Genomic DNA, 21,591 nt, shown 5'->3' on the forward strand with positions numbered 1-21,591 from the left:
CAAGACCGAAATCCTTTGATTGTGAAGGGTTTCGGTCTTTTTCTGCGATGAACAGTCATTCTTATATATAGGTTTTATTCGTGATTTCCACTTAAGCTTTGCATCCCGTGCGGGCTGTAGTAGAATTAATAGAAAGCTGTATCGAATGAATGCACTTATTACATCATGTATGGAGCGGATAGTTAACTTCTTATGGAGTGTCCCCGTAACATGCGTATGATACCGATATAAGATTGAAGATGAGGGGGCTCGGAGCCATGGCATCCGAAGTGAAGGAACGGATTAATCTGAAAGAAATCAACTGTGAGAAGGAATTGACTCTTGCGGTGATCGGGGGCAAATGGAAACTGATTATTTTGTGGCATTTGGGTCTGGAAGGCACCAAACGATTCAGTGAGCTGAAACGCCTAATCCCTCATATTACCCAGAAGATGCTGACCAACCAGCTACGTGAGCTGGAGGAAGACAAACTGATTGAGCGCAAGGTGTATGCAGAAGTACCTCCTCGGGTGGAATATACGTTAACGGATCACGGCCAGAGCCTGATGCCGGTCCTGCATGCGATGTATAACTGGGGTAAAAACTATGGTAAAAATGTAATCTGGAAAGAAAGCTAAATAAGTTATATTCAATTAATCGCTCGGTGTATGGGGGTTTTCCATCACCGGCGTTTTTTAGTTACTTTCAAACCATGGTCACATGAGCAAAAGTTTATACGAAACGTAGAGGACAGAAATAGCTTGAAGAAGCGGAGCGTTCGCCTTTATCACCGGATTTTCACCTTTGAAAAAGGGAATCAAAAAATCTGGGGATAACAGCGATCGGAAGGTTGTTCTGTCATCGGAGTGGTAAGTGTGAATAATCTTTAGTCCAATCTATACTCTCCTGAATCAAAAGTCTTATTTTGGCAGATGTCATGTATAGATGAGCGGAATATGATACGATGAGAGATATTGGAAATGCAAGGAGGATGACAACAAAAGATGGAAAAAATACGTACACGTGCTGAGGTAAATCAGGAAACGACTTGGGATCTGAGAGACTTGTTTACAACCGATGTAGAGTGGGAGCAGGAGCTTCGATCACTTCCTGAGGCTGCTGCCGAGATTGAAACGTTCAAAGGACGTTTGGGCGAAGGCGCTGGACAATTGCTGGCTTGTCTGGATGCGCGTGAAGCTTTGCAGGAGCGGATTGGCAAGACGGCTTCTTATGCCCGCCTGAAGCAGTCAGAGGACAGCACCAACCCGGTGAATATAGAGAACTCTGCCAAAGCAGGAGATATCCTATCAAATCTGTCGTCGTCCTTGTCTTTTATAAATTCAGAGATCGTCGAACTTCCGGATGGAACTGTAGAGCGTTATATTCAAGAGCTTCCGGATCTGGAACCATATGCGCGAAGTTTGGAGCGTTTGATTCGAGAAAAAGCACATCGGCTCACACCGGAGACCGAGAAGGTACTCGCCTCACTCGGAGAGGTGCTGGATTCACCATACCGTATCTATCTGCGCGGTAAACTGGCAGACATGACGTTTGACGATGCTCTCGATGGAGAGGACAATAATCGTCCACTGTCCTGGTCGTTCTATGAAAATAATTATGAGATGTCGTCTGACACAAAGCTGCGCCGTTCTGCTTATGCTGCATTCAGCTCCACATTGAATGAGTACAAAAATACGTTCGCAGAAGGTTATGCAACCGAAGTGAAGAAGCAGGTTGTTCTATCCAGGCTGCGTGGTTACGACGATGTTACAGATATGCTTCTCAGCCCACAGCAAGTGAGCAAAGAGATGTACAATAATGTGCTCGATATTATCCAGCAGGAACTTGCACCTCATATGCGCAGACTGGCTGCTCTCAAGAAACGTGAACTGGGCTTGGACAAGCTGATGTTCTGTGATCTGAAGGCGCCGCTTGATCCTGAATTTAGCCCTGCCATTACATATGATGAGGCATGTACGCTCATTCGCGAGGCACTGGATGTGCTCGGTCCGGAGTATGGCGAGATCGTAGAGCGCGCATTTCGTGATCGCTGGGTGGATTACGCAGATAACGCAGGCAAATCCACAGGAGCGTTTTGTTCTTCCATATATGGTTCGCACTCCTATATCCTGATTTCATGGGCGAACAACATGCGCGGAGCCTTTACGCTTGCCCATGAAGTGGGACATGCAGGGCATTTCATGCTCGCGGGTCGTTACCAACGACTCACGAATACACGCCCATCTCTTTATTTCATTGAGGCACCATCGACGATGAATGAAATGCTGCTTGCAGATCATCTATTGAAGCGTTCCGATAATCCGAGAATGCGTCGTTGGGTCATTTTGCAACTATTGAATACGTACTATCATAACTTTGTTACACATCTGCTGGAAGGTGAATTGCAGCGCAGAGTATACGCTCTCGCTACAAGGGATGAGCCAATTACGGCGAAGACGCTAAGTCAGCTCAAAGGTGACATCCTCTCCGAATTCTGGGGACCTGATCTGGTTATTGATGAAGGGGCCAAGCTTACGTGGATGAGACAACCTCATTATTATATGGGACTATATCCATATACCTATGCGGCAGGTCTGACAGCTTCCACAGCGGCAGCACAGCAGATTCGGGAAGAAGGACAGCCTGCGGTAGATCGCTGGCTTGATGCACTCAAAGCTGGTGGAAGTCTCACGCCGCAGGAGTTAATGAAGCTTGCGGGTGTGGATATGTCCGGACCTGAGCCGATTCGCTCTGCGGTTGCTTATGTCGGCAGTCTGGTCGACGAACTTGAACGTCTGTATTCCTGATCTGGTTCATATAGTATACGGACAAGGCAGAACGGGTTGTCTGCATGCACCGCCTTCCTTGCGTGGGGGCGGTGCATCTTATTTTTGCAAGGGGAAAGGAACGATGATGAATGGCGTTAACGAGCGTGTCCTCATCGATCGGCCGAATAAGCGTGGATGGTTTCGGTGTTTTTGATGACATGAATGGAGTACCGGGTTTTGAGGGCAATCAGGGTGGTTTTTTTTCGGGAATCAATGAGTTTGCTGCAATGAATGCATTTGCTTCGATTTTCATTGGCGCCATATTTCTCATCATTGCGGGAGTTATTGTTTTTGTTATTATTTCAGGCATACGCTCAGGGTTGTCAAATAACGCGGCGGCCTTGTTAACCCTGCACTCAACGGTGGTGGCCAAACGAACGGAAGTCTCAGGCGGAAGCGGCGATAGCAGGGCGACTACCCGGTATTATGCTACATTTGAATTCGACAATGGGGAGCGCATTGAACTAATTGTTGGGCGAAACCATTATGGCATGCTGGTGGAAAATGATCGAGGGATGCTGACCTATCAGGGGACACGCTTCAAGCATTTTGAGAGAGATGTACAGCCCCAGTCGGGGGTAAGCAAAGGCCAGTTTTATACGTAAAAAAAGAGCTGCGGCTCCTCCCAAGTGGGAGAGAGTCGTTTTTGGTATGCAGAAAAGAAAGAAAAATCGGAGGGTATTCAAACGCTTACAATGGTGATATACTCGTAAAATAAAGTTAAACAGTATTAAACAAAAACAAACAAACAATAAATACAGAATAAAGTGCAGGGTTACGGACTGAATCAAGAGATACCGTTTGGAAAATAGGATTGGTTCGAAAGGTTGGTGAAGCGCGGTGAGTGTGCTGGCTTATGATTTGGGCGCTGGGAGCGGGAGAGCGCTATTGGGACATCTGAATGATCGAGGTATCGAAACGAGTGAAATTCATCGGTTCAAGAATGAACCGGTGAAAGTTGGCGAGCGGATGCACTGGGATATTCTGCGATTGCATCATGAATTGTTGCAAGGGCTTACGCTTGTAAAACAGCAGGGCGAAGAGCCGGAAAGCTTGGGAATTGATTCCTGGGGCGTAGATTTTGGTCTGCTCGGCAGTAATGGTGAGTTGCTGGGTAACCCGTATCATTACCGTGACACACAGTTTAACGGCATGATGGATCAGGTACGCCAAGAGCTGACCTCTCAGCGAATCTTCGAACGTACAGGCATTCAATTTCTTAGCTTCAATACCCTGTATCAATTAGCAACGCTTCAACGCTCCGGTTCTCCGCTTCTTCATGAAGCAGAGCGTTTTCTCATGATTCCGGATTTGCTTCGTTATTTCCTGACAGGGGAAGCGGTGAATGAGTTCACTAATGCAACGACAACGCAATTATACAATCCATCGGCAGGGCAGTGGGATAGTGAATTGCTGGCTCATATTCGCATTTCGGAGAAACTGTTTGGTGAAGCCGTGCTGCCAGGTACCCGTGTTGGACAGTTGCGCAGCAGTATCTGTAATGATCTGGGGCTTTCTCCTATCCCGGTAATTGCTGTTGCAGAACATGACACGGGTTCAGCCGTTGTGGCTGTTCCTGCAACGGAACGTTCATTTGCTTATCTGAGCTGTGGAACCTGGTCCCTGATGGGTACGGAAATAGATCATCCTGCGATAAGTAGCCAGAGTCTGGCCTTGAATTTCACGAATGAAGGCGGGGCGGGCAGAACATTCCGTCTGCTGAAGAACATTATGGGCCTGTGGATTTTGCAGGAAAGCATGCGGGAGTGGGACCGTCAGGGCCAGGGAATTAGCTACGATGCGTTATTGGCAAAGGTGGAACAGGCATCTCCATTTGCCAGTGTGTTTGATCCGGATGATGAACTGTTTATGGCAGCCGGAGATATGACGACGCGTATACGGCAGTATTGTCGTGCTACAGGGCAAGTGGTACCAGAAGATCAGGGGGCTATTGCCCGGGCAATTCTGGAGAGTTTGGCATTGAAGTACAGAAGAGTCTTGGAATGGACGGAGCAATTGTCGGGTCAGACGTTCAACGGATTGCATATGGTCGGTGGAGGCATCCAGAACCGCCTGTTATGTCAGTGGACTGCCAATTCCATTGGCGAACCGGTATGGGCAGGTCCGGCAGAGGGAAGTGCCATCGGAAATATGGCTGTGCAATGGATAGCGAGCGGAGTTTTTAAAGATATATGGGAGGCACGTAAGGCCATTCGAGATTCATTTACGGTAACGGCTTATGAGCCGCAGGACAGGTCAATCTGGGAAGAGGCTTACGGCAGATTTCTGCGTGTGACGGCTTCAGCTAATTCACAAGCGGGGAGTGAGGTGTAACATGCTGGCAGCCGAGCGATATGACCGGATTGTGGAGATGGTGAATGTAAAAGGCAGTATGCGTGTATCCGAGCTTAGTGAACGCTGCCGGGTGACGGAGGAAACCATCAGGCGGGATCTGGATCGGCTGGAACAGGCAGGACGATTGCGTCGTTCTCACGGTGGTGCAGTGAGTGTGAAGGAAGATCAGCCGGAGATCCCTTACCGGATCAGGGAGACAACCCATGCGGAAGAGAAGAAAAGGATTGCACAAGCGGCTCTGGCGATGATTAATCCGGGTGATCGCATTCTGTTGGATGCGAGCACAACAGCAGGCTATATGGCAGCGAACATGCCGGATTTTCCGCTGACGGTATTAACCAATTCCATTCAAGTAGCTACGGAACTCAGCAGCCGTGACAAGATTGAGGTCATCTCAACAGGGGGCCAACTGGCATCTCGCTCGTTGTCTTTTGTCGGGCCGCTCGCGGAGCGTTCGCTAGAGATGTATCATGTGGATAAATTGTTCTTGTCTTGTAAAGGTGTACATCTCGAAGGCGGCGGAATCAGCGAATCCAATGAACTCCAGGCAAGGCTGAAGCAGAAGATGGTTGGCATAGCCGATCAGGTCATCTTACTTGCAGATGCCAGTAAATTTGGCGTTCGTGCCTTTGCACGGGTATCCGAGTTAAATGCGGTCCATACGATCGTTACCGATCAGCCATTGGAGGCTGAACAGACAGACCGTTTGAGCGGATACGATATTGGTATCATCACGGTTTAATCTTTCAGATTTTATCTATATAAATTGAACTAAATCAAATATTCTTTAGTCAATTCATCTACTAATCAGTTAATAGGAGCGTGTAATTATGAAGGTCTCCTTATTCATTACCTGCCTCAGCGATGCCATCTATCCCCGAGTTGGGGAGGCCATGGTCAGATTGCTCGCCGCTCATGGCGTTCGGCTGGATTTCCCGCGGGTTCAGACCTGCTGCGGTCAGCCTTCCTACAATAGCGGGTACTGGGATGAGACTCGGGTAGCAGCCAAGACGATTCTGGAAGCGTTCGACGACAGTGATTTTGTGGTCTGTCCTTCGGGATCGTGTACGTATATGATTCATCATTATCCCGAACTGTTCGCAGATGAACCGGTATGGTTGGAGAAGGCAAAACGACTGGAAGCCAAAGCCTATGAATTCACTCAATTCCTCGTTCAGGTACTCGGGATTACCGATCTGGGCGCACATTTTCCGCACAAAGTAACCTATCATCCATCCTGCCATGGCAGCCGTCTGCTTGGTGTGAAGGATGAGCCGATGGCGCTGCTCTCTCAGGTTAGGGGACTGGAATTGGTTCCACTTCCATTCGCTGAAGATTGCTGCGGGTTCGGGGGTACTTTTGCCATCAAAATGTCCGATATTTCAGGAGCGATGGTTACGGAAAAAGTCGATCATGTCAAAGAGACACAAGCCGAAGTACTGGTTGGGCTGGATATGGCCTGTCTGATGAATATCGCAGGTAATCTGCGTTATCGGAATGAACCGGTGCGTGTGATGCATCTGGCGGAACTACTGTATGAGGGGGTGCGAACAGGATGAGCCAACCGGGAGTCATGGATACGACGGTCAAAGAACGTGCCGGACTGGCCTTGAATGATGATTTTCTGCGTAAAGCGGTCAAATTCACGACAGAACGATTGCGTAACGGGAAGAAGTCTGCCTCAGAAGAACATGGAAACTGGGATGAATGGCGGGAGCGTGGACGTCAGATTCGTCTGCATACCATTGCGTATCTTGATTATTATCTGAATGAGTTTGTGAATAATGCTCGTGCGAATGGGGTTCATATTCATTTTGCAGATACCTCGGTGGAAGCAGCGGCGATTGCGCTGGATATTGCGGCGCACAAACAAGCTTCTACGGTGGTGAAATCCAAATCAATGGTATCGGAAGAAGTACATCTGAATCATGTGCTGGAGTCGGCAGGCATTGAAGCCATTGAGACCGATCTGGGTGAATATATCATTCAGCTGGCAGGTGAAGCTCCTTCTCATATTGTCATTCCAGCGATTCATAAGAACCGCTACCAGATCGCAGAACTGTTATCGAAGGAAGCAGGCGAGATTCTGGAGCCGGACACGACGGTACTTGCCGGATTTGTACGCAAAAAGCTGCGCGAGAAGTTCCTCGAAGCGGATATTGGCATGACGGGTTGTAATTTTGCGATTGCAGAGACGGGTTCTATGATCTTGTTCGAAAATGAAGGCAATGCCCGTATGGTATCCACTGTTCCGAAAACGCAGATTACACTGATGGGTATGGAGCGGATTATTCCGTCGTGGACGGATCTGGAGGTTATGGCAACCTTATTGCCGCGCTCCGCAACTGGTCAGAAATTAACGATGTACATGTCAGGCATCACAGGTCCTCGCCGCACAGCGGATGGAGATGGGCCGGATGAAATGCACATTATTATCGTGGACAACGGTCGATCCTTACAGCTCGGTGATCCCGAATTCCAAGAATTGCTGAATTGTATCCGCTGCGGTGCCTGTCTGAATGCTTGCCCAGTATATCGTCATATTGGAGGTCATGCCTACGGCGGAACATACAGTGGTCCCATTGGTGCGGTACTGACGCCTGCACTCAATGGCAACATTGATGAATGGAATGACATTGCGGGTGCTTCGAGTCTGTGTGGAGCCTGTTATGAAGCATGTCCTGTTAAAATTCCACTGCATGATATGCTTGTTTATTTACGTAGGCGTAAAGTGGAAGACGGCCATGGAAACAAAATGGAAAGTATGGGCATGAAGGGATTTGCCGCTGTTGTATCCAATTCCAAACGTTTCAGTGCGGCCATACGTCTCGGACAGATCGGGCAGAAGGCAGTTGTACGCAACAACGGCATTTCACTCAAGCTGGGTCCACTTAAAGGCTGGAACAATTATCGGGTTGCCCCAAGTCTCGCCAAGAAATCCTTCCGGCAGCAATGGAACAAGCTGGATCAGGAATTGAACCAAGAGCATCAAGCCATGGATTCTTCCGTCCGCAACCGCATGGAGCAGATTATTCGTGAACGAGAGGAGGAAACGGGGGATAAGCATGGTCACTGAACATCAGCAATGGCTTGCGGAATTGGAGAAGAAGTCCATTGAGAAACAGGAGCAGTTCATGAATGATATTGCTTCGAAATTGAGAAGACCAAGGCAACGTCATGCGCCGACCCAACCCTTTCGGGGAGCACCCGACTTTTGGACTGAACTGGAATGGGATGAAGAGAAACGTGTTCAAGCATTTACCGATAACTTTGTGAGTGTAGGTGCCCATATTGCCCGGGTTCAGAACATGGATGAAGTATCTCATTTCATCGCCAACAAATCTCATGAGTTGAGTGCCAAATATATCATTCGCCAAAATGAACAGGCGCTAAAGGATCTCGGTTTGGAAGAGCAGCTTCCGGATGTACAGATCTCAGTCTGGAATAGTCAAGCAGATGAGAACTGGAAGGCGCGTGCAGCCGAGGCTGATATCGGTGTGGTCATGGCGGATTACGCTACAGCATACACTGGATCCGTCACTGTACTTTCTTCACCAGAAAAGGGACGGTCAGTTAGTCTACTGCCTACGGTACTCATCATCATTATTCCAGTGGACCGACTGTACACCAGACTGGGTGAGACGCTGGATCGATTTGACGAAGCGGGAAGAGAGAATCTTCCGGCAGGCATCCACTTTATTTCAGGGCCAAGCCGCTCTTCTGATATAGAAAATGACTTAACTATTGGCGTACACGGACCAGGCATTGTATATGGTTTAATTATGGGTTAACGGTGTGTTGAGCGTGATGGCGCATCATGATTTTGATAACTGTCCAAGATGCAGTATTTGAATGCTGAGGGCAGTTTTTTATTTTATCTATTATAGTTAAAAACTATTAAAATTATATTAATTATATATTTCACCTATTAATGATAGCAGTGTATAATCCATCTCAAGAGAGAATTCATATGAGATACAAAAGAGAAAGAGGAGGATGAATACAGATGAGTATATTTTCTTACCAAGTTCCGTTTATGGATGGGCACAAGGGTGATTTTTCAGATTTAAAAGGGAAAGTCCTTCTTATTGTGAATACAGCAAGTCAGTGTAGCTACTCCCGCCAATTCAATGAACTTCAGCAGATGTATGAGAAATATGGTGATCAGGGGCTGGAGATTCTGGCCTTTCCTTGCAACCAGTTTAACGACAAAGAATCAGGCAGTAGCAATGAAATAGTCGAGTATTGCAGGAAACAGTTTCAGATATCCTTTCCTATCCTGGAGAAGGTTGAGGTCGTTGGGCAGTCGATGCATCCGTTGTTTCGTTATCTGATTGAAGAAGCGCCATTTCATGGTTATGATCTGGACACGCAAGAAGGACAGTGGATGGACACCTTTGTTAAGGAAAAGCATCCAGAATTGTACCAAGGAGACGGCATCAAATGGAATTTCACCAAATTCCTGATCGACCGTAGGGGAGACGTCCATGGCCGCTTTGAAACGACAGTTGCCCCATCAGAGATGGAGTCAGCTATTCACAATCTGTTGAAGAATTCCTAGGTATGCTGCAATTACTGTCCTGAAGTCCTATGACTTTGGGACTGTTGAAGATTGGAACTGGAAATGTTAGGGTAAAAGAAGATAACGAATGAATACATTTTTTTTAATCAAAAATGACCAATATACCATTTCGGTCAGTCAGTTCTTTTGAGGATTTTATGGTTATCTGGATGAAATGTGAAAATGTGCAAAAAATAACTCAAGTCTGTTGATCTGAAGTGTAAGTGTAATCACGTCATTATTTTTTTAGTTGTTAACTTTTAACTTGGAAAGAAGGAGTGAGTGTCATGTCACCAATTTCAGTGCCTCAACCGAAAACATTTGGTCCGCTGGGCAATTTGCCGCAATTGAACTTTGATGAGCCCGTACAATCTCTGGTGAAACTTGCTGAGGAATATGGACCGATCTTTCGAATGGAGTACCCTGGGCGAAGTGAATTGTATATTTCGGGTCACGAACTGGTTGCCGAGGTAACGGATGAATCCAAATTCGACAAACGTGTGTGGGCACCCCTTGCGAAGGTACGTGCATTTGCAGGAGATGGACTATTTACGAGTTGGACCGATGAGCCGAATTGGAAAAAAGCGCATAATGTACTGCTGCCAAGTTTCAGTCAACGTGCCATGCAGGGATACCACAACAAAATGATTGACCTGGCTGTACAGCTGGTTCAGAAATGGTCACGATTGAACCCGGATGAGACAGTTAACGTTCCGGATGATATGACACGTCTTACGCTCGACACGATTGGCCTGTGTGGGTTCAACTACCGGTTTAACAGCTTCTATCGGGAAGAACCACATCCATTCATTACGAGCATGGTTCGTGCGTTGGATGAATCCATGAGTTCATTGCAGCGCCTGCGTCTGCAAGACAAGCTGATGATCACCAAAAAGAAACAGTTTGAACAGGATATTCGTTCGATGTTCTCGTTGGTGGATCACATCATTGCCGAGCGCAAAGAGAAACCGCAGGAAGGGGCAGACGATCTGTTGTCCCACATGCTCAGTGGCAAGGACCCGGAGACAGGAGAAACACTGGATGATGAGAACATCCGCTATCAGATTATTACATTCCTGATAGCTGGACATGAGACCACAAGTGGTCTGTTATCCTTCGCCATCTATTATCTGATGAAGAATCCCGATACACTGGCTAAAGCCCAAGCTGAAGTGGATCAGGTTCTGAAAGATCCGGTACCAACGTACAATCAGGTCCGCAATCTGAAGTACGTTCGTATGGTTTTAAACGAAGCACTACGGTTATGGCCTACAGCTCCGGCCTTTTCTCTGTATGCCAAGGAAGATACAGTGCTTGCGGGTCAATATCCTTTGCAGAAGGGTGACAGCGTCAGTGTACTTATTCCCAAGCTTCATCGGGATCGTGCAGCGTGGGGAGATGATGTGGAAGCATTCCGACCGGAACGTTTCGAAGACCCGAGCAAAGTGCCGCATGATGCCTACAAGCCGTTCGGTAATGGTCAACGGGCATGTATTGGTCAGCAATTTGCACTTCAGGAAGCAACGCTGGTGCTGGGCATGGTGCTCAAACATTTTGACTTCATAGATCATGCGGATTATCAATTAAAGGTGAAAGAAACCCTGACGCTCAAACCGGATAACTTTACGATTCGCGTACGTGCTCGTGGGGGGCAACCGGTTATGGCCGTTCCGGGAGTAGCGGTCGAAGAACCGACTCCAGTTGCCAAAAGAACAGAGCCAGATGCAGCGAATGCCCACCACACACCGATGCTAGTTCTGTACGGTTCCAATCTGGGTACAGCGGAAGGCATTGCGCGTGAAATTGCCGATACCGCCAGATATCAGGGTTTCCGCAGTGAGGTTGCTGCGCTGGATGATCGCGTGGGCAAACTGCCGAAGGATGGTGCCGTTATTATTGTCAGCGCATCTTATAACGGTCAGCCGCCAAGTAATGCCAAGATGTTCGTCGAGTGGATTGAACATGCGGATGCCAATGAATTCAAAGGTGTGCGTTTCGCTGTTCTCGGATGCGGTGACCACAACTGGGCCAGCACCTATCAGCGTATTCCGCGTTTAATAGATGAACAGTTATCTTCCAGAGGAGCAGAGCGGTTATCGCCGCTGGGTGAGTCAGATGCCAGCGGTGATTTTGAGAAACAGGTGGGGGATTGGACGGAGCAACTATGGCCGGATCTCGCACGAACGATGGGGCTGAAACTGAACACCAGCTCCAATAGCGAACGCAGCTCATTATCTGTACAATTTGTCAGCGGACTCGCCGTGACCCCGCTTGCAGATACGTATGATGCACATGTAGCGGAAGTACTGGAGAACAGAGAGCTTCACGACGCGGGCAGTGAACGCAGTACACGTCACCTGGAGATCAAACTGCCTGAAGGCATAACCTACAAGGAAGGTGATCATCTGGGTATTCTGCCACAGAATCCACCGGAACTTGTAGAGCGTGTACTTCGTCGATACGGGTTTACCGGAACAGAGCATCTGGTTCTGGATGCATCCGGTCGGAGTGCCGCACATCTACCATTGCATCAACCAGTTAACCTGTATGACCTGCTTAGTCATAGCGTTGAGCTTCAGGAGGCGGCAACTCGTGCGCAACTGAGAGAAATGGCAGCATACACAGTATGTCCACCGCATAAGAAGGAACTTGAAGCGCTGCTTGATGAATCTGTGTATATGGATGAAGTGCGGAACAAACGGATTTCCATGCTGGATTATCTGGTGAAATATGAGGCATGTGAACTGCCGTTTGAGCGTTTCCTTGAATTACTGCCTTCACTGAAAGCCAGATATTATTCGATCTCCAGTTCACCGCGTGTTCAGCCCGATCAAGTGAGTATTACGGTGAGTGTTGTGCGTGCCCCGGCATGGAGTGGGCAGGGAGAATACAAAGGTATTGCGTCGAACTATCTGGCCAATCTGAAGTCGGGCGATGAGATTGTCATGTTCACCCGGACACCAGAGTCGGGGTTCCAATTGCCGGAGGATGCACAGGTTCCCGTCATCATGGTAGGTCCGGGTACAGGTGTGGCCCCATTCCGAGGTTTCTTGCAGGCGAGACATGTATTGAAGCAGCAGGGTCAAGAGCTTGGTGAAGCGCATCTGTACTTTGGGTGCCGGAATCCTGAACATGATTATCTGTACAAAAATGAACTGGAAGCAGCCCAGCAAGAAGGGCTTGTGAAGCTTCATACGGCCTTCTCCCGTGTAGACGGGGAGGAGAAATGTTATGTACAGCATCTGATGAGAGACGATGCCCGTCATCTGATTCCTTTGCTTGAAGAGGGTGCGCATCTGTATATCTGCGGTGATGGCAGCAAGATGGCACCCGATGTGGAAGCCACACTCCAGCATGCATACGCTGATATTCATGGCAAGTCCGCGAAGGAAGCAGAGGATTGGCTGTATCAGCTTCAGCAGCAAGGTCGTTATGCCAAGGATGTATGGACAGGCATCTAATGTAAACAAGTGAAGGATCATAGTGATCCCTAACTGGCTAAGCGGTGAGACACAGAAGCAGTTCTGTTCTCACCGCTTTTTGCCATAAACTGATTCTTCAGCAGATGAGTGGGAGTATGAGTTATAATTATAAATTGGAAGGGAGCACCCGTAGGCAGACATTGGGGAACCCGTGCAACGCTTGTTATTATGAATCAGCTTTACTTCAGGGTACACGGACGTTTCAGGCTCTTTCTTCGGACGGTTGGCCGATAGATCGACTCGACGCTGGAGAGAGGAAATAGAATACGGGAAGGGACTCTGCCTTTTCCCTGGAGTTCAAGATAATCCAGTCCCACGCCTACAAGTCTGATATTGTTAAATGCATTCCAGGAAGGAAACGTCGTGCGGATTCCCACTCGGATGCCTCGCCGTGTTCGAGGAATATCGAACACCCGAATGGAATTCAGACTGAGTGGAATGAATAATTGACGGTTTACTTTGATAAACTGCCTTGAATAGACACGACGAATGCGTCCCGGCTCCAACCCGGAGAGTGGAGTATTCAGTTCTGCAAGATGCCCCTGGAGTTCTGCCAGACGCTGCTGAAGTGTTTTTCCAGTATGGAGATGCTGCCAGCTCATAAGTATTCCTCCGTTCGCCATTTGTACCTAGTATATGAAGGAACGGGGTCGGAAGGTGTACGTTTGATAGCCCATGTTCGTTACGGCTAACAGGGTTTTATTTGATAATAGGGGAGTGATCCAAATGATCGTAGAAATGTATAAAGACCTCATTAAGGATGAGCGTGGTAATTATTATATGGCGGTGCAGGTCGAGGGTAGTGAGCTTACGCTCGTTAATGCATTCGTCGAAGCGGCATTCACACCTGACCTGATCTACAATGAAGAGTTTCGTGCCAAGCACAAGGAGATGGAAGGTGGGTTTGTAGGAAAAATAGCGATGGATCTGCTAAGGCACGATGTGGTCATGGGGATGAAGCAAATCGACCGCAAGCTGTTGAACCTGTCGGATGTGGAACAGCAGTTCACGGTAAATTATATTGATACCATTGAATTTTATCGTCACCCGGCTTGGAAACGAAAGGTGTAAAAGGAAAGTCATCTCCTCTGTAACGAGGGAGAGGGTTCTTCTCCAATCCAATTGGCCATGATCTTACTTATACCAGCAACAGAATATATTGAGATGTAAAAGCGCAAGTGCAGGGCAGTAAGCCTTCGCAACTTGCGCTTTTTGGCATATATGGTTAACGACGTGTGAGACCTAGAAGCGAACCAGGTTATTGACGTTGACAGGCAAACCTGTGGCAATGGCGCGATTGGCCGCAATACCGGTCAGAATGGATCTGGCACCGTCCACGTGGTTAGCAGCACGATGGAACGGATCTTCTACAGGCTCTCCAAACAGATCATTCAGAAGAACCGGGTCACCTCCGCCATGTCCACCTGCTTTCTCTTCCACTTCAACCTCATATGGCGCATCGAACATCGGGAGAACCCGCAACGTTTTGCCGATCAATGCACCTTCCTTACTTTTGTCACCCAATGAATTGACATAGGATTGTTCCACGATATTCATCTCAATCCGACCTTTGGTGCCATTAATGGCAATGCGGTAACCTTCCCATGGCTGGTAGGCAACGAGGGAGTACGTCAGAATGGCTTTGTTCCGATACTTCACAAGAACACCCATCGTATCCTCAATGTTAATGCCATCCCCAAATACGCTCTGATCCCGCTGATAACCATCTTCCGATTCGGCATCCAGATACATGGACTTCATATGAGCATCCGAATCCAGATGCAGTGCAAAAGGATCATCCTTTGCGATCGGGTTGCCGGTTGCCCGGTTGTAGAACTGCGTTACACCGCGTTCTTCTGCGTTTTCTCTGCCGTAATACATCAGATCACCAAATGCAAACACGGTATCCGGTTGCGAGCCGATCCAGAAATTCACCAAGTCGAAGTGATGGGTGGATTTGTGCACGAGCAGTCCGCCGCTATTACGCTTGTCCCGATGCCAACGGCGGAAATAATCTGCCCCGTGGCGGGTATTCAGCAGCCATTCGAAGTGAACGGAAGTGACTTTCCCGATGGTATCATTCAGAATAAGCTCGCGTATTTTGGTATGGTGGGGCGCATAACGGTAGTTAAAGGTAACTCTTACGTTCTGCCCGGTCCGCTTCACGGCATCCAGGATGTCCTGACATTTCTCCTCATCGATGGTCATCGGTTTCTCGGTGACAACATCACATCCAAGTTCCATCGCACGAATGATATACTTGTGATGGGTACGGTCAACGCTCGTTACGATGACATAGTCAGGCTTCTCGTTCTCAATCATCTGATCAAACTGATCTGCAGGATAAGTGGGTACCTCAGGATAATTGTACTTTTCCTTCAATAGTTGATTCGCGTAGTTCATGCGGACTTGATTTATATCACAAAAGCCGACAAGCTCGGATGTATCCCTGTAATCCCGGGTCAAAGCACCATAAAAAAATTCGGCGCGGCCGCCAGTTCCAACTAGTACATAACGTTTCTTGTTACTCATGTCTATCGCCTCCTTGAATATAGGTCTAGACTATAACAAGGGAGTACTTCTTTCGCCGCATTTTATGCGTAACCGCTTTCAAATGCCGCATATTTTGCTATAATTTATGGAAAGGAGAGAGGGAGACATGACTGAACCTTTTCGTGCGGATTTTCATGATCCCACAGACCTACTGCACATTGAATATGATCGACGTATCGGATATTTCTCGATGACGGATGACCACCTGCATGATCATTATGAGTTATATTACCTGTTGTCCGGTGAACGTATTTATTTCATCAAGGACCGAACCTATCGGGTAAAGGCTGGCGATCTGGTGTTTGTAGACCGGAATACGGTTCACAAGACATTGGAGAGCGGCATGCCCGACCATGAGCGGATGGTACTCTATATGAAGCCTGAGCTTTTTGCAGCCATGGCTATTTCAACAGAGATAGTTGAAGGCTTGAAGGAACCCTTTTGCTGGGAGATTCCTATTGTAAGGTTTCCATCTCAAGTCACTGAGGTTCTGGAACGGATGGTTAGCGAAATGGTTGATGAAATGCTGCATCCCCAACCTGGAAGCAATCTGTTACTGCGTCATCGAGCTATTGAATTGTTGCTGCATGCCTATCGTAATCAACATCTGGGCCGGTTATGCTCCGATGATCGTGAGCCGGTTCTTCATCCCAAGACACAAGCAGTTGTGCGTTACCTGAATGAAAACTATCAGAAACCACTGACATTACCGGAGGTGGCGGACGCGTTTCGCATTAGTCCGCATTATCTGAGTCGGTTGTTCAAGCAAACGACGGGGTTTACCTTTAGTGACTATCTAAATCTGTTACGGGTAAAGGAAGCACAGCGTTTGCTGCGGGAAAGTGAGGAGTCCATTACGAACATCGCCTGGCTTGCCGGATTCAGTAACTTCTCTCATTTTGGCAAGATGTTCAAGCGTACTGTTCAGGCATCACCGAGAGCCTACAGGCAGGAGTCCAGGGAAACCGGTTCAATGAGACGATAAAATAAGAGGAGAATAAACGATGATAGAAGCGAGATTGAATGAATTGGGGATCATTTTGCCGGAGGCAAGTGCCCCCGCAGCGAAATATGCCAATGTCGTTATTGTTAATGGAATCATGTATGTATCCGGGAAAGGGCCTGATACCTCCGAACGCGGTAAAGTTGGAGCAGACTTCACAACAGAACAGGGATATGATTTTGCCCGGAACGCCGGACTGGAGGTACTCGCTGTCGTTCGAGACGTGCTGGGTTCACTGGATCGGGTGAAGAGAGTGGTTAAAGTGCAGGGCTTCATCAATGCATCGGCTTCATATCAGGAACATCATAAAGTGCTGAACGGATTCTCGGATCTGATGATGGAGGTATTCGGGGATCAGGGGATACACGCCCGTTCGGTATTCGGAGCCGTATCTGTGAGGGATAATCTGCCGTTGATCATTGATTCCATATTTCAGGTGGAGGAGTAGATAGTATATATGACTGATTCATCTTCATTTAATCCCATAATGCTAACGATTCCCGAGAGCTTCCACACGGAACGCCTCACGATTCGAGCACCGCAGTGGGGAGACGGCGCGGCCGTTAATGAAGCGGTCCGTGAGAGTGCGGAGCAGCTGCGGTTGTGGTTGCCTTTTGCCGAGAAGATCCCTTCATTGGAAGAGTCTGAAGTGACTGTTCGCCAAGCAAGACTGAAATACCTGGAACGTACCGACCTGATGCTACATTTGCGTGACAGACATACGGATGAATTGGTAGGCAGCAGCGGGTTACATCGGATCGACTGGAATGCACGCTGTTTCGAGATCGGTTACTGGATTCGAACATCACGAGCTGGCGAGGGTTTGATGACGGAAGCGGTGAAAGGGATAGAGCAATTCGCCATTACTCATCTGGAGGCCAATCGGCTGGAGATCCGCTGTGATGCCCGTAATGTGCGAAGTGCCAACGTAGCTAAACGAGCGGGATATACGCTAGAAGGTATACTGCGCAAGATGCGCCGGGACAGTTCAGGCACGTTGGTCGATTGTATGGTTTTCTCTAAAGTCAGGGGAAGCGAGTTTGAGTAGTGGGTTAACTACTTTTGGATTAGATGACGATCGGAGGCAGGTATGGAGCAAATCGGTCAAGGAAGAACTGCGGAAATCTATGCGTATTCGAACGACCTCATTATGAAATTATACAGAATTGATTTTCCTCACGAAGCGGTTCAAAATGAATTTAGAATAAGTGAGCTGGCATACAAAAAAGGACTACCCGTCCCGCAGGCAGTATCCTTGATAGAACATACTACATCGCGAGCAGGCATCGTTTTTGAACGAATTGAGGGTACCACGCTGTTGTCACTTATGATTCAGAAATTAGAAGTAGTCGAGCAGCTCTCATTCAAAATGGCTGACTGCCACTACAAACTTCATTGCGAGCGGGATGATGAAGCAACACTTCCCTCTCAGAAGCAGATTTTATCGGGAGCGATCCGCAATGTCCAATTATTGTCTGAGAATGATAAAGCACGAATACTTTCCTACTTAACAACATTGCCTGATCGGCAGCAGATCTGTCATGGCGATTTTCACCCCGATAACGTGATGCTGAGTGAGGCGGGCGAGCAATACTGGGTTATCGATTGGATGACTGGAATGTCTGGGGATCCTGCGGGTGATGTGGCTCGAAGCTGGGTAATATTAATGAGCGGTACAATGTCTGAAGATACTCCGCCTGCTATTCGAACGGGTTTTGAAAAGGCTCGTGAGTTGATTCTCGAACATTATATCCATCACTACATACATCTTTCCGGGATTTCCCGTGAAGCGATTGAATCCTGGATGCTGCCAGTTGCTGCTGCGCGTCTTGATGAAAATCTACCTGCTCAAGAGGCGCAGCAGTTGCTCAAGTTTGTTCAGGAACGACTTCGTCTGTTATAAAAGTTAAATTAAAGATGATTTAGACTGACACATGTTAATGATTAGTTCAACTTCTACAGACGAAGCTAATCATTTATATGAAAGGGTAGAGAAAGAGAGGGGACAAATTCATGCTGCATTCATTAAAGGCCATACAATCTTACAAGTCAGGCAATACGCCGGAAGCCCAGCAGCATTGGTTGCAACTGCTGGCAGCAGCGGAGAAACCCCATATTAACCTCGAACGCATTCATTCCATCGCCGAACTTGAGGGTACGAATCCGGTGCTGGATTACACGGAGCGTACACTTCAAGTGCTGGATAAGCTTCAGGTTTCTTTTTGGGTGCGAGAAATTCTGGAGGAAGTATTAATGTGGTCAGAGACGGCGAAGGCCGGATCACGGGAGCAGCGGCGGGCATGGCAAAAGCAAGGCGTTAACCTGTTTGTGCACAATGTGGGGTCCGCTCAGTTGTATGACCTCTATGTGGCGGCAGGCCAACTGGATAACAACATCGATAAGAACAAGGAGACGAGAAATAGTCAACCGGGTTCTATAAGCGAACACACTACACCGATTTCATCCACACCGAGACATGAGGTTATTCGTACCCTAATTGCTACGCATGGACTAATTGGACAGTACATACGCGGGGAAATTCCATTTGCCGAGAATACACCGCTTCACTCCATAATCGGTAAAGGATGGCTGTCTACAGAAGAATTACACGCCTTACTGATGGCATTGAATGAGTGCATTATTGCAGGTGTTGATCCAGCGCTATGGCAACAGGTTCAGGCTGAGGTGGAGCGAATTGTAGGCTGGATTATCACCGGACCGGATCATGAAGACTGGAGCGTGAAAGAACGGTTATCCCGTTTGAGAAGTTCATCCATCCAGCAAGGAGAAGCTGTGGACGCGGCTTATGCCAAACTTCAAACGGAACTGGATGTGGAATCAATTCTGGCTCCGCTGGCTCATCGTACGCTGTGGTATGTGGAGTCGGCTATGCAGGATTTCTCGTTGCAGGAGATGGTGAAAGTGTTCCTGTTAACGCTTTACAGTGAGAGTATGAATTCTACACTTATGGAAGGTCAGTCCACTATCGTTCGTCACATCAGCTTCGAACCATTGATGAATACGATGTATTACGACTATAAAGGCGTCAAGAAGCTGAATATTTACAAAAAACGAATGATTGAAAAGTATTTGGAACAGTATTCGTGGGAACAGTTAGCTGCAGGAGAGCAGATCGTGTACCCCCATCTAACACATCGAATTGAGCGCCATACAGATTTACCAGATACCCTGTTCGTGACCTTTGAATTTTCCCCGGCTGCAGAGAAGTTGATTGCATTCTGTATTGAAGCGGAAAAGTCTCCATTGTATGAGAAGGCTGTGCTGCTTTTATTCGATCTGTTCGGGTTGCGCTGGGATGCCTATGACCGGTTCCACAACGAAGAGACGTATTTGTCCGACATGAACAGTTCGGGTGATTACAAAAAAGTACTGCTGGACTATATCGTGGGTAAACGGGTACTTGATATTGGTCCGGGTGGAGGTATTCTGCTCGATCTGATTGAACAGGAAAAACCGGAAGTGGAGCCGATCGGTATCGATATCTCAGCCAATGTGATTGAAACGCTGGAACGCAAGAAACAGCGTGAGGGACATCGCTGGCAAGTCATGAAAGGGGATGCCCTGCAACTGGAGCAATATGTGCAACCAGGCACAGTGGATACAGTAATTTTTTCATCCATTTTGCATGAATTGTATTCATATATTGAACTTGACGGCCGAAGATTTAATTCCGACACGGTGGTGGCAGCGCTGAAAAGTTCATTCCATGTGTTGTCACCTGGAGGAAGAATTTTGATTCGGGATGGCATCATGAGTGAACCGGAAGCACAGAAACGCCGGATTCGTTTCCTGGAACCGGATGGGATGCGCTCGCTGGAGCGGTACACAGAGGATTTTCAGGGGCGTGCGATTGAATATGAGCGTATCTCAGACAACGAGGTCATGATGCCGATCAACGATGCGATGGAATTTCTCTACACCTATACGTGGGGCGAAGAGGCATATGTGCATGAGATTCAGGAACAGTTCGGTATATTTACACCGACGGCCTATGACCATTGCATTCGAGAAGCGCTGGGCGAGCAAGCCGAGATCATTACGTTCCGACATTTCCTTCAGGAAGGGTACACGGAAGCACTCGGAGAAAGATTGATCTTCATGAACGAAGATGGCGAGCCTGCGCCTTTGCCAGACAGCACCTGCCTGATTGTCATTGAGAAGAAGAAAGGGTTGGCGGACAGATGATGAGCGAAGCCAGCACGTTTTTGTATTTTGTTAGACATGCGGAGTCACGATATGTTGAAGGACAGGAACGCGAGCGTGGGCTGACAGAGCAAGGACATCAAGATGCGGGAACGGTTGCCAATCTGCTCCATGGGGAGCAGATTCAACGGTTCTATTCAAGCCCTTACAGGCGAGCGGTGGATACGATTCAGATTCTGGCAGATCGGTCAGGTGGAATTGTAGTGACAGAGGAAGATTTGCGGGAACGCCAGTTGTCGAGTTCGGATGTGAAGCATGAGAGTTTTCGTGAAGCCAAGCAACGATTGTACCGAGATCCCACGTATGCATACCCTGGAGGAGAGTCTGGTGAACAGGCTCGCTTAAGGGCAGTAGCGGTGATCGAGAAGATTCTGAGTAAACATGCGGGTCAGAAGGTAGTCATCGGAACACATGGAGACGTGATGACGCTTATTTTTCAACACTATGATGCTTCCTACGGTTATGATTTCTGGGAGAGTACTACAATGCCGGATATCTATAAATTGGTGTTTGATGGGACGCACAAGTTGGTGCAGATCACCCGAATGTGGGAGTGACCGAGTTTTATATGAGAAATGCATTAGCCAGAATGAGAACTGGAGGGGA

At 47.9% G+C, this 21,591-nt stretch carries 19 protein-coding genes; 17 read left to right on the top strand and 2 right to left on the bottom strand.

Annotation, left to right across the window (positions count from 1 at the left end; all coding sequences use genetic code 11):
- The first annotated feature begins 257 nt into the window (after positions 1-257).
- The 10 genes from WFI24_RS07250 to WFI24_RS07295 all read left to right on the top strand — a co-directional run bounded on the left by WFI24_RS07250 (position 258) and on the right by WFI24_RS07295 (position 13,184).
- Positions 258-617 carry a winged helix-turn-helix transcriptional regulator gene (locus WFI24_RS07250; RefSeq protein ID WP_336759717.1) on the top strand — a complete coding sequence of 120 codons (360 nt, stop codon included), beginning with the start codon at positions 258-260 and terminating at the stop codon, positions 615-617.
- Positions 618-983: 366 nt separating this feature from the next.
- Positions 984-2,786, top strand: coding sequence for an oligoendopeptidase F (pepF, locus tag WFI24_RS07255; protein WP_336759718.1), 1,803 nt, complete (start codon positions 984-986; stop codon positions 2,784-2,786).
- Positions 2,787-2,896: 110 nt separating this feature from the next.
- Positions 2,897-3,412, top strand: coding sequence for a DUF2500 domain-containing protein (locus tag WFI24_RS07260; RefSeq protein WP_336759719.1), 516 nt, complete (start codon positions 2,897-2,899; stop codon positions 3,410-3,412).
- 235 nt (positions 3,413-3,647) lie between these two features.
- Complete coding sequence (locus WFI24_RS07265; protein WP_336759720.1) at positions 3,648-5,141, top strand: rhamnulokinase; 1,494 nt, start codon at positions 3,648-3,650, stop codon at positions 5,139-5,141.
- A gap of 1 nt (position 5,142) precedes the next feature.
- The gene (locus WFI24_RS07270; protein WP_336759721.1) at positions 5,143-5,904 is read left to right on the top strand and encodes a DeoR/GlpR family DNA-binding transcription regulator; all 762 of its coding nucleotides are present in this window, start codon (positions 5,143-5,145) and stop codon (positions 5,902-5,904) included.
- A gap of 88 nt (positions 5,905-5,992) precedes the next feature.
- Complete coding sequence (locus tag WFI24_RS07275; RefSeq protein ID WP_336759722.1) at positions 5,993-6,721, top strand: (Fe-S)-binding protein; 729 nt, start codon at positions 5,993-5,995, stop codon at positions 6,719-6,721.
- The gene (locus tag WFI24_RS07280; protein ID WP_336759723.1) at positions 6,718-8,238 is read left to right on the top strand and encodes a LutB/LldF family L-lactate oxidation iron-sulfur protein; all 1,521 of its coding nucleotides are present in this window, start codon (positions 6,718-6,720) and stop codon (positions 8,236-8,238) included. Before WFI24_RS07275 ends, WFI24_RS07280 begins: the two co-directional genes overlap by 4 nt.
- Entirely contained in the window at positions 8,228-8,953 is a 726-nt protein-coding gene (locus tag WFI24_RS07285; RefSeq protein ID WP_336759724.1) for a LutC/YkgG family protein, read from the top strand. Before WFI24_RS07280 ends, WFI24_RS07285 begins: the two co-directional genes overlap by 11 nt.
- A gap of 215 nt (positions 8,954-9,168) precedes the next feature.
- The gene (locus WFI24_RS07290; protein WP_336759725.1) at positions 9,169-9,723 is read left to right on the top strand and encodes a glutathione peroxidase; all 555 of its coding nucleotides are present in this window, start codon (positions 9,169-9,171) and stop codon (positions 9,721-9,723) included.
- Positions 9,724-10,010: 287 nt separating this feature from the next.
- Positions 10,011-13,184, top strand: coding sequence for a bifunctional cytochrome P450/NADPH--P450 reductase (locus WFI24_RS07295; RefSeq protein WP_336759726.1), 3,174 nt, complete (start codon positions 10,011-10,013; stop codon positions 13,182-13,184).
- Between the two features lie 200 nt (positions 13,185-13,384).
- Here WFI24_RS07295 and WFI24_RS07300 read toward each other — a convergent pair whose 3' ends face one another.
- The gene (locus WFI24_RS07300) at positions 13,385-13,807 is read right to left on the bottom strand and encodes a hypothetical protein (RefSeq protein ID WP_336759727.1); all 423 of its coding nucleotides are present in this window, start codon (positions 13,805-13,807) and stop codon (positions 13,385-13,387) included.
- Between the two features lie 124 nt (positions 13,808-13,931).
- Here WFI24_RS07300 and WFI24_RS07305 point away from each other — a divergent pair, with 124 nt between their 5' ends.
- On the top strand, positions 13,932-14,276 hold the full coding sequence (locus tag WFI24_RS07305; RefSeq protein WP_336759728.1) for a hypothetical protein: 345 nt from the start codon (positions 13,932-13,934) through the stop codon (positions 14,274-14,276).
- Between the two features lie 171 nt (positions 14,277-14,447).
- On the opposite strand, the gene WFI24_RS07310 is transcribed toward WFI24_RS07305, so the two are convergent.
- Positions 14,448-15,737 (bottom strand): Gfo/Idh/MocA family oxidoreductase, encoded by a 1,290-nt coding sequence (locus WFI24_RS07310; RefSeq protein ID WP_336759729.1) that lies wholly within the window; start codon positions 15,735-15,737, stop codon positions 14,448-14,450.
- A gap of 127 nt (positions 15,738-15,864) precedes the next feature.
- Between WFI24_RS07310 and WFI24_RS07315 the strand changes: the two genes are divergently transcribed.
- The 6 genes from WFI24_RS07315 (at position 15,865) to WFI24_RS07340 (ending at position 21,542) form a co-directional block, all read left to right on the top strand.
- Entirely contained in the window at positions 15,865-16,743 is an 879-nt protein-coding gene (locus WFI24_RS07315; RefSeq protein WP_336759730.1) for an AraC family transcriptional regulator, read from the top strand.
- A 19-nt stretch (positions 16,744-16,762) separates the two neighbouring features.
- Positions 16,763-17,209, top strand: a complete 447-nt coding sequence (locus WFI24_RS07320) for a RidA family protein (protein WP_336759731.1) — start codon at positions 16,763-16,765, stop codon at positions 17,207-17,209.
- A 9-nt stretch (positions 17,210-17,218) separates the two neighbouring features.
- On the top strand, positions 17,219-17,809 hold the full coding sequence (locus WFI24_RS07325; protein ID WP_336759732.1) for a GNAT family N-acetyltransferase: 591 nt from the start codon (positions 17,219-17,221) through the stop codon (positions 17,807-17,809).
- Positions 17,810-17,851: 42 nt separating this feature from the next.
- Positions 17,852-18,664 (top strand): phosphotransferase family protein, encoded by an 813-nt coding sequence (locus WFI24_RS07330; protein ID WP_336759733.1) that lies wholly within the window; start codon positions 17,852-17,854, stop codon positions 18,662-18,664.
- 110 nt (positions 18,665-18,774) lie between these two features.
- Positions 18,775-20,967: a class I SAM-dependent methyltransferase gene (locus WFI24_RS07335; protein WP_336759734.1), complete on the top strand. Its 2,193-nt coding sequence runs from the start codon at positions 18,775-18,777 to the stop codon at positions 20,965-20,967.
- Positions 20,964-21,542 carry a histidine phosphatase family protein gene (locus WFI24_RS07340; protein WP_336759735.1) on the top strand — a complete coding sequence of 193 codons (579 nt, stop codon included), beginning with the start codon at positions 20,964-20,966 and terminating at the stop codon, positions 21,540-21,542. Before WFI24_RS07335 ends, WFI24_RS07340 begins: the two co-directional genes overlap by 4 nt.
- The last annotated feature ends 49 nt before the right edge of the window (positions 21,543-21,591 follow it).

This window comes from Paenibacillus sp. USHLN196, assembly GCF_037144955.1.
Lineage (GTDB): Bacteria > Bacillota > Bacilli > Paenibacillales > Paenibacillaceae > Paenibacillus > Paenibacillus xylanexedens_C.